This window comes from Nocardioides sp. (genome assembly GCF_030149505.1).
Classification (GTDB): domain Bacteria; phylum Actinomycetota; class Actinomycetes; order Propionibacteriales; family Nocardioidaceae; genus Nocardioides.
Genome location: NZ_JASBRN010000036.1, coordinates 24,618 through 33,620, shown reverse-complemented (window position 1 = coordinate 33,620; position 9,003 = coordinate 24,618). Strand labels below are relative to the sequence as shown.

The window sequence follows — 9,003 nt, the reverse complement described above, 5'->3', positions numbered from 1 at the left end:
AAGCCATCAACGGACTCATCGAACTCCACCGCCGCGTCGCCCGCGGCTTCCGCAACTACGACAACTACCGGCTACGCATGCTGCTCATCGGCGGAGGACTCGACACCCTCATCCCCACCTGAAGTACGAAGAGCCCGTTTGCGGCCGTACCGGTCGCCCAAAGCCCCGCAAGTGAGCATCAGGCCGGCGATCACCAGCACGTAGGCGTTGACCATCCATTGCAGGGCGTCGGTGCCTACCTGCAGCTCGGTGGCGATGGTCGGCAGCGCGACGTTCATGATGGTGATGTCGAAGCCGAGGGTGAGAACCGCCAGGCCGAGGGCGGCCAGTGCCCACCACCGCCGCGGGTCGTCGTGACCGGTGGTCATGGTGCTTCTCCTTTCCGTATGGCGGAATGGGTCAGTCTGTGAGGCCGAGCCGGCTGTGCATGCGTCGCAGAGGCGCGGGGGCCCACCAGTTGGCCTCGCCGGCCAGCCGCATGATCGCGGGGACGAGCAGGCCGCGGACGATGGTCGCGTCGAGGATGACGGCGAGGGTCAGGCCCACGCCGATCACCTTCAGGGCGGTCAGGTTCGAGGCTGCCAGGGCTAGGAAGACGGTGACCAGGATGGCGGCCGCGGCGGTGATCAGTCCCCCGGTGCGTTGCAGGCCCTGTGCCACGGCTTCGGTGGTGGTGGCGCCGTTGCGGTGGGCCTCGGTGATCCTGGACAGCAGGAAAACCTCGTAGTCCATCGACAGGCCAAACGCGATGCAGAAGACCAGCACTGGCAACGTGGTCTCCAGGGTGCCGGTCGGCGTGAAGTCGCCGACCAGCCAGCGCAGGTTGCCCTCCTGGAACACATAGACCAGGGCTCCGAAGGTGGCGCTGAGGCTGAGCAGGTTGGTCACGATCGCCTTGAGCGGGATCAGCAGCGACCCGGTGAACAGGAACAGCAGGACGAAGGTGGACAGCGCGATCACGCCCAGTGCCCACGGCAGCCGGTCGGCGATGGTGTCGGTGGCATCGACCAGGGTGGCCGCGGAGCCGCCGACCAGCACCGGTCCGGGTGCCGGCTGGTCGCGGATGTCGCGCACGACGCTGCGGGCGTCGGCGGGGTCCGCGGCCGAGGGTGTGACGGCCACCCAGGTTCCAGCTGCAGAGGTGTAGCTGGCATTCAGACGGTCAGCTTGCTGGCCGGTCGTCGCAGTCGTTTGCCCGTCGACGTAGCGGCCGGTGGCGGTCTCCACGGTCGCCACCCCGGGCAGGGTTGAGAGCCGGGCGGCGTACTGGTCCAGTTCGTCCTCACCGACCGGCGTGGCCTCGCGTCCGGGGACCACCACGGTGATCGGGTCCTCGGCCGCGCTGGGGTAGTCCCGTGCCAGCCGTTCGGCGGTTTTGGCCACGGGGTGGTCCGCGGGGAGGGTCCGGTGGTCCAGCAGCCCGAACCGTACGCCGGCGAATGGCAGCACCAGCAGGATGAGTACGGCGCTGACCGAGACCAGGATCAGCACGGGGCGGCGCATCACCAGGGCAGCGATCCGGTGCCAGGTCAGCCGGTCCTCCCCCACCCGGGCGCGGCGACGGGTGAATCGCCGGCGGATCGGGGCGAACAGGTCGACCCGGTCGAGCCGGTGCCCGACGAGGGCAAGCATCGCCGGGATCAGGACCACCGCGGTGAGGGCGGCCAGCGCGGTGATCGCGATCCCGGCGTACCCGAGTGAGCGTAGGAATGGCATCGGGAACAGCAGCAGCGCCGAGAGCGAGAGTGCCACGGTGAGCGCGGAGAACACCACGGTGCGGCCGGCGGTGCGCACGGTGATGACCACAGCGTCCTCGACGGTGCGGCCGGCGCGGCGTTCCTCACGGAACCGGGTGACCAGGAACAGGCTGTAGTCCACCGCAAGCCCGAATCCGAGTGCTGTGGTGAGGTTCAACGCATAGGTCGACATCGTGGTGGCCTCGGCCAGCAGGCCGAGCACGGCCAGTGTGCCGACCACCGCACCGGCACCCACCAGCAGTGGCAGGCCGGCCGCGATCGCGGAGCCGAAGACCAGCAGCAGCACCAGCAGGGTGATCGGCAAGGTCACCATTTCCGCGGAGACCAGGTCGCTCTCGGCCTGCTCGTCGACCGCCAGCCCCACCGCGGCGGGCCCGGTGGCACTCACCCGCAACGTTCCCGAGTCCTCCCCGAGGTCGTCGATGATCCTCGCCGCGGTCTCCTGTGCGGCGTGCTCACCGCCGGTCAGCTGCAGCGCGATCAGCGCGGACCGCCCGTCGTCCGCGCGCAGCGACGGGTCCGGGGTCGCCCAGTAGGAGTGCACCGCGCCCACACCGGGAGTCTCGGCCAGTTGCGCGGTGAGCTCGCGCCCCGACGCCAAGGTTGCCGGCGACTCGACGGTGCCTTTGCCCGCCTCGGCGATCAGGATCAGGTTCGGCGGCCCGCCGGGGAACTCCTGGGTCAACAGTGCGGCCGCGCGTTGCGACTCCGCCGAGGGGTCCAGGTAGGCACCGGAGGTCAGCTTGTCTCCGGCATCCCGCCCGACCACACCGGCCAGAATCATCAGCAGCAACGCCGCCACCAGCACCAGCCCGCGGCGACGGAGCAGCACCCGCAGGAACGGGCCCGCCTCCGTCTCCGGCTCGCGCTTCCCGCTCCGCTCGTCGTGCACCACTGTCGTCGCCATGATGAGACCCTTCAAAACCATGCCGCTGTCAGCGGAATTGGACGATCAATATTCTGGACGCTATCATCGGGTGATGCCAATGACAACTGTCGATGTTGAGCCGGCGCTACGGCGTGGTGCGGCCCTGTTCCACGGCCTCGCGGACCGCAACCGGCTGGCCATCGTTGGATATCTCGCTCACGGCGAGCGGCGGGTGGTGGACCTCACGAAGGTTCTCGGCCTGGCACAAGGCACCGTGTCGGGCCATCTGGCCTGCCTGCGTGATTGCGGCCTGATCGTCGGCCGCCCTGAGGGCCGGCAGATGTTCTACTCCATCGCCCACCCCGAGCTGATGGACCTGCTCGGCGCCGCCGAGCAGCTGCTCGCCCTGACCGGCGAGGCCGTCGAGCTGTGCCCCACCTACGGCCCGACCGACGCGGACCCCGACGTCCACTCCGAGACCACCCCCACCGCCACCACCCCAACCGCCACCACCCCCACCGCCACCACCACGACGAACACTGAGGAAGTAGCGCCATGACGGACGCCTGCGGCTGCGGCGACGACGAGCCCCGCAACGACAACGACGAGCAGGAGGAGCACGAGCCCGAACGGCTCTGGGAGGTCAGCGAGCTGCGTTTCGCCGCTGCCGCAGCAGCCTTTTTGATCGCCGGGTTCATCGCCGACCTCAATGACGCCTCGGGGTCCGTGGTGACCGGGTTGAACGCGATCGCGCTGGCGCTGGGCGCGTGGACGTTCGTGCCCAGCACGTTGAGGCGGCTGGCCAAGGGCAAGATCGGCGTCGGCACGCTGATGACGATCGCCGCGGTCGGTGCCGTGATTCTCGGCGAGGTCGCCGAGGCCGCCATGCTGGCGTTCCTGTACTCCATCAGCGAGGGCCTGGAGGAGTACGCCGTGGCCCGCACCCGCCGCGGCCTGCGCGCACTGCTCTCCCTCGTCCCGGCCGAGGCCACCATTCTCCGCGACGGCACCCAGGTCACCGTGGCCCCCGCAGAGCTCGCAGTCGGCGACCTGCTCCTCATCCGACCCGGCGAGCGGGTCGCTACCGACGGCGTCATCCGCACCGGCCGCACCGCCCTGGACGTCTCCGCCCTCACCGGCGAGTCCGTACCGGTTGAGGCCGGCGTCGGCGACACCGTCTACGCCGGCTCCATCAACGGCAACGGCGTCCTCGAGGTCGAAGTCACCACCACCGCCGAGGACAACTCCCTGGCCCGGATCGTCAACATCGTCGAGGCCGAGCAGTCCCGCAAGGGCAACGCCCAGCGACTCGCCGACCGCATCGCAAAACCCCTCGTCCCCGGGATCATGGTCCTCGCCGCCGTCATCGCCATCACCGGAAGCCTGCTCGGAGACAACGCCACCTGGATCGAACGCGCCCTGGTCGTCCTCGTAGCCGCGTCGCCGTGCGCGCTGGCCATCTCCGTACCGGTCACCGTCGTCGCCGCCATCGGCGCCGCCAGCCGCATCGGCGCCCTGGTCAAAGGCGGCGCCGCCCTCGAGGCCCTCGGCCGCATCCGCGCCGTCGCCCTGGACAAGACCGGCACCCTGACCCGCAACCAACCCGCCGTCGTTGAAGTCGCCACGGCACCCGGCCAGACCCGCGAGCAGGTCCTCGACATCGCAGCCGCCCTGGAGTCACGCAGCGAGCACCCCCTGGCCCGCGCCATCCTCGCTGCCGCCCCTGACCACCGCGACGCCGAGGGCGTCGAGGCCGTCACCGGCGCCGGCCTCACCGGAACCATCGACGGCAAGCCGGCCCGCCTGGGCCGACCCGGCTGGATCGAGGCCGGCGAGCTGGCCGAACCTGTGAGGGCCATGCAGGAGGCGGGCGCCACCGCGGTTCTGATCGAGTACGACGGGGCCGTGATCGGCGCCGTCGCCGTCCGTGACGACCTGCGCCCCGAGGCCGCCGAGGTGGTAGCCCGACTCCGCGCCAGCGGTTATCAGGTCGCCATGCTCACCGGCGACAACGAACGTACCGCCGCCGCACTGGCGGCCCAGGCCGGCATCACCGACGTTCACGCCGAGCTCCGACCCGAGGACAAGTCGGCCATCATCGCCCGACTCCGCGAGGACCGGCCGACCGCGATGGTCGGCGACGGCGTCAACGACGCCCCCGCCCTGGCCACCGCCGACGTCGGCATCGCGATGGGTGCGATGGGTAGCGACGTGGCCATCGAGACCGCCGACGTCGCCCTGATGGGCGAGGACCTGCGGCACCTGCCGCACACCCTCACCCACGCCCGCCGGGCACGGGCGATCATGCTGCAAAACGTCGGGCTCTCCCTCGGCCTGATCACGATCCTGATCCCGCTCGCCGCCTTCGGCGTGCTCGGACTGGCCGCGGTGGTCCTGGTCCACGAGGTCGCGGAGATCTTCGTGATCGGCAACGGCGTCCGCGCCGGCCGCGCCCGTCCGCTCCCCCCCGCACCAGCTGAGACACCCGCGGCGGCGTCGGTTCCGGCGGAAGTTGCGGCCAGGTGAGCCGCGGTCTGTCCGAGGCCGGGACGCGGGCGCGTACGGGTCGCGTCGTGGTCCTGCTCGCAGCCGCGGCGGTGGCTGCGGTCGACCTGACCGCGAAGGCGGCATCCGAGGCCAGGCTGGCCGACTCGTCGGTCGACCTCGGGCTGCTCCAGCTACAACTGGCGTACAACTCCGGCGTGGCGTTCAGCATGGGCAACGAGCTTCCCGTCGGTGTGCTCGTGGCCATCACCGCCGCCATCGCCGTCGCCATCATGGTGTACGCGTGGCACCGGGCCCCCCAGGCGGGGTGGGTCGAGCGAGTTGCCGGCGGCGCCGTGATCGGCGGCGCCCTCGCCAACGTGGTCGACCGCGCCCGCGACGGCCGGGTCACCGATTACCTTCACACCGGCTGGTGGCCCACCTTCAACCTCGCCGACACCTTCCTGGTCACCGGCTTCATCGTGATCGCCCTCCTCCACGCCCGTCCCGAACGCACGACGCATACCCCGGAGCCGGCGGAGGACCAGTCCGCCACCCCGACGATCACCAACGAGCCATGACAGGCATTCGGTGACGACCGACCTGCCGCGCTGAGCGACCGCCGACGGCGGGGTTGGCCCCACAGGATCGCGGCTGGCGAAGGTCGCAGCGTTTCTCGGGTGCCAGGCGACGTCAATCCCTCGCGTGCAGGGACCGGCGCTGCCGCACCAGCGAACTGGACTCTGCCGTCGCAGCCGTCAAACAGTGCTCCGGAGTCGAGCGACGAAGAGCGTCAACACCGAAGAAGCGAAGGAGACATGGACGTGATCACCACCGCATTGCAGGCGATTGGCCTGTTCCTGGTCACCAACATCGACGACATCATCGTCTTGTCCCTGTTCTTCGCACGCGGAGCCGGGCAACGAGGCACCACCACCAGGATCGTCATCGGGCAGTACCTCGGATTCGGTGGCATCCTCCTGGCCTCCGTCGCGGTCACCTTCGGCGCGGGGCTATTCCTTCCCGACGACGCCATCCCGTACTTCGGCCTCATCCCACTACTGCTGGGCGGATACGCCGCCTGGCAGGTGTGGCGCAACGGAGACGACGACGACGACAGCCTCGCCGACAGGCCAATCAGCGCCCTCACCGTGGCCGCAGTCACCTTCGCCAACGGTGGAGACAACATCGGGGTCTACGTGCCGGTGTTCCTCGCGGTCGGCACCGGCGCCCTCGTGGCCTATTGCGTCGTGTTCTTGGCCCTGGTCGTCATCCTCGTCCTGGCCGCCAAGTTCGTGGCCACCCGCAAGCCGATCGCAGAGGTCCTCGAGCGGTGGGAGCACATCTTGTTCCCGCTCGTCCTCATCGTGCTTGGCCTCGTCATCCTGATCGAGGGCGGCGCGTTCGGCCTGTGACCGCCCGGCGAGCCACCCTGCCCGCCACCCTGCCCGCCGCAGACATGATCATGCGGCTGCCCTCCGGGCAGGTGAGAGTTGCGGGACAGAGCTTGGCCGACTCATCTCGGTCTCGTACGCGCCCTCCGAGAGAATGGAGGCTGTCGCCCTCCGACCCGGCGCAAGGACCTATCTGGGTTTCGCCGCTACTTGGCGCGCACGCCGGCCGCCAGGCGGCGCAGCCTCGGGAGTCTGCGTCGGGCGGCCGCCGCGGCCGCCGTAACGAGTGCGGCGATGCCTGCCAGGGACAGGGCTCGTCGGATCAGGGAGCCGTAGCGCACGGCGGGCGTCTGCGCGTCGATGAGGGGGACCTGCGCGACCGCGATATCGGTTGTCCGGGGTGCTAGCTGGTCGCGGACGGTGCCGTCCGGACCGATGACGCCGCTGATGCCGTTGGTGGAGGCGACCACCACGGTGCGGCCGGTCTCCATGGCACGCGCCCGGCTGATGGTGAACTGCTGCTGCAACTGTGCGGTTCCGGTGAAGGTGGCATTGCTGGTCTGCACGGTTACCATCTGGCCGCCGTTCTCGATCTGGGCGGTGACGGAGTCGTCGAAGGCCACGTCGAAGCAGATCAGGTCCGCGACGCGGGTGCCGGCGATGTCGAGCGGCCGGGTGCGGGTGCCGGCGATCATGTCGCGCGGGATCATGTCCAGACGCCCGATCTTGAGTTCGGAGAGCTGGCTGCGAAACGGCACGTACTCGCCGAAGGGCACCGGGTGGCGTTTGGTGTAGCGCTCCTCGGTCGAGCCGTCTGGCAGCCAGACAAGCCCCTGGTTGAGCACGGCGTCCGGGCGAGGACCGTCGACGATGGCGCCTACCAGCACCGGCACTCCGATCGCTGTCACGGCCCGGGTGATCCCTGCGTTGGTCTGGGCGTCGCGGAACGGGTCGACGGCGGTGGAGTTCTCCGGCCACAGCACGAAGTCGGGCCGCGGGACGGCACCGGATCGCACCCGCTGGGCGAGGTCGACGGTGGCCCGGACGTGGTTCTCGGTCACCTGCTCATGGAAGGCGACCAGATCGTTCCCGGCGCCGGGCACATCGCCTTGAACCGTCGCGACCGTCACGGTCGGTCGGTCGGCTTCCCAGGAGGATGTCAACGACTCGGGCCTGAACAGGACCGGCAAGGAACCGACCAGGAGTGCGGCAACGATGGCCACGACCGCTCCCGCGGGGCGCGCCTTGCCCTCACGGAGGATCCAGGCGAGCGTGGCGCCGGTCAGGGCGACCAGGAAGCTGACGCCGGCGGCGCCGACCCAGGGCAGCCACAGGGCGAACGGGGTGTCCACAGTGGCCCAGGCCAGCCGGGTCCACGGGAAGCCGCCGAGCGGCCAGGCCGACACCGCGGCCTCGACCGTCACCCACACGCATGCGGTCCACCACGGCCATCCGCGCAGTCGAGACACGAGCACGATGCCGACCGCCGCGAGGGCGTAGTAGGCGGCGACGACAGGGCTGAGTAGCAGCCAGGCGTCGGTGCCTACGGCCCGCATCCATGCCGTCAATGCAAGCGTGAAGCCGAGGCCGAACAACAGCCCGAGGAGGGACGCGTAGCGCAGGGACACCCTCTGGAGCACGAGCACCAGCGCAGCGACCGCCAACGGCAAGAGCCAGCGCTGCTCCCACGGAGCGCTGGCTCCCGCGGCGGCGACACCGGCCAGCGATGCCGCGGGAGTCGCACGAGCAGGTTGCGGCGCCGGGGCCGATCGACGGGCGAGGGTGCCGTCTCGCCAGCTGGGGCCTCGCGGGACGGAAGAAGCGTCCGCAGCACGTGGGTCACGCGGTCACTCCTGCTCTGCCAACGAGTCCAACAGCGTGGACAATTCTGCGCCGGAGATTTCGCCGATCACCCGGTCCACCACCTCGCCGTCCGCGTCCAAAGCGAGAGTCACCGGTAGTCCCGGGACCCGGGTGTAGCCGAGCACCACCGCGTCGACGTCGACCAACTGTGGGTACGTCACCCCCGTCCGGACAAGGAGATCGGCCGCCGCCTCGGAGCGGTCCTGGGTGTTGATGCCGACAAACCGGACATCGGGGTTGTCCCGGGCCGCTTCCGCGAGCATCGGCATCTCCTTGCGACATGGTCCACACCATGACGCCCATAGGTTGACGACAGCTGGTCCGGCCAACCGGGAGGCGTCCACCGCCCTCCGCTCGTTGAGACACGGCAGGTCCACCGCTGGCAGCCGGTCAGAGCTCTCATCACCGGGGGCCTTGCGTTCCATCCGGGCGCAGCGATCCAGCCCGTCCACCGCGATCGGCTCGACCGGCGGAGCCGCAAAGTCCTCTCCGGGGGAGTCGCTGGATGGAGCGCCGCATGCGGACAGGAGGGCAGTCGTCAGCCCCCAGACGACGATCCACCTGAAGACCTCTCGTCGTGCAGTCGGTCGTCCCAAGTGCCTGCCTGCTCTCTCGTCGCCAGTGGAGCCCGGCGGGG

The 9,003-nt window shown here is 70.0% G+C and carries 8 protein-coding genes; 4 read left to right on the top strand and 4 right to left on the bottom strand.

Features of this window, described 5'->3' with window-relative positions:
* Positions 1–71 precede the first annotated feature (71 nt).
* Positions 72–368, bottom strand: a complete 297-nt coding sequence (locus Q1V71_RS06765) for an MFS transporter (RefSeq protein ID WP_300642058.1) — start codon at positions 366–368, stop codon at positions 72–74.
* A gap of 31 nt (positions 369–399) precedes the next feature.
* Complete coding sequence (locus Q1V71_RS06760) at positions 400–2,664, bottom strand: MMPL family transporter (RefSeq protein WP_300642055.1); 2,265 nt, start codon at positions 2,662–2,664, stop codon at positions 400–402.
* 73 nt (positions 2,665–2,737) lie between these two features.
* Between Q1V71_RS06760 and Q1V71_RS06755 the strand changes: the two genes are divergently transcribed.
* From Q1V71_RS06755 to Q1V71_RS06740, 4 genes are all read left to right on the top strand, one after another.
* Positions 2,738–3,184 (top strand): helix-turn-helix transcriptional regulator, encoded by a 447-nt coding sequence (locus Q1V71_RS06755; protein WP_300642069.1) that lies wholly within the window; start codon positions 2,738–2,740, stop codon positions 3,182–3,184.
* Positions 3,181–5,151 (top strand): cation-translocating P-type ATPase, encoded by a 1,971-nt coding sequence (locus Q1V71_RS06750; protein WP_300642052.1) that lies wholly within the window; start codon positions 3,181–3,183, stop codon positions 5,149–5,151. Before Q1V71_RS06755 ends, Q1V71_RS06750 begins: the two co-directional genes overlap by 4 nt.
* Positions 5,148–5,690, top strand: a complete 543-nt coding sequence (gene lspA, locus Q1V71_RS06745) for a signal peptidase II (protein ID WP_300642050.1) — start codon at positions 5,148–5,150, stop codon at positions 5,688–5,690. Before Q1V71_RS06750 ends, lspA begins: the two co-directional genes overlap by 4 nt.
* A 237-nt stretch (positions 5,691–5,927) precedes the next feature.
* Complete coding sequence (locus Q1V71_RS06740) at positions 5,928–6,524, top strand: cadmium resistance transporter (RefSeq protein WP_300642047.1); 597 nt, start codon at positions 5,928–5,930, stop codon at positions 6,522–6,524.
* 185 nt (positions 6,525–6,709) lie between these two features.
* Here Q1V71_RS06740 and lnt read toward each other — a convergent pair whose 3' ends face one another.
* Positions 6,710–8,227, bottom strand: a complete 1,518-nt coding sequence (gene lnt / locus Q1V71_RS06735) for an apolipoprotein N-acyltransferase (protein ID WP_300642066.1) — start codon at positions 8,225–8,227, stop codon at positions 6,710–6,712.
* Positions 8,228–8,350: 123 nt separating this feature from the next.
* Positions 8,351–8,791: a TlpA disulfide reductase family protein gene (locus Q1V71_RS06730; protein ID WP_300642063.1), complete on the bottom strand. Its 441-nt coding sequence runs from the start codon at positions 8,789–8,791 to the stop codon at positions 8,351–8,353.
* Positions 8,792–9,003 lie beyond the last annotated feature (212 nt).

Bases quoted from the DNA above. Each gene is read 5' to 3' on its own strand.
- Q1V71_RS06760 (WP_300642055.1), bottom strand. From the start codon at position 2,664: ATGGCGACGACAGTGGTGCACGACGAGCGGAGCGGGAAGCGCGAGCCG.
- Q1V71_RS06740 (WP_300642047.1), top strand. From the start codon at position 5,928: ATGGACGTGATCACCACCGCATTGCAGGCGATTGGCCTGTTCCTGGTC.
- Q1V71_RS06755 (WP_300642069.1), top strand. From the start codon at position 2,738: ATGCCAATGACAACTGTCGATGTTGAGCCGGCGCTACGGCGTGGTGCG.
- Q1V71_RS06765 (WP_300642058.1), bottom strand. From the start codon at position 368: ATGACCACCGGTCACGACGACCCGCGGCGGTGGTGGGCACTGGCCGCC.
- Q1V71_RS06730 (WP_300642063.1), bottom strand. From the start codon at position 8,791: ATGGAACGCAAGGCCCCCGGTGATGAGAGCTCTGACCGGCTGCCAGCG.
- Q1V71_RS06750 (WP_300642052.1), top strand. From the start codon at position 3,181: ATGACGGACGCCTGCGGCTGCGGCGACGACGAGCCCCGCAACGACAAC.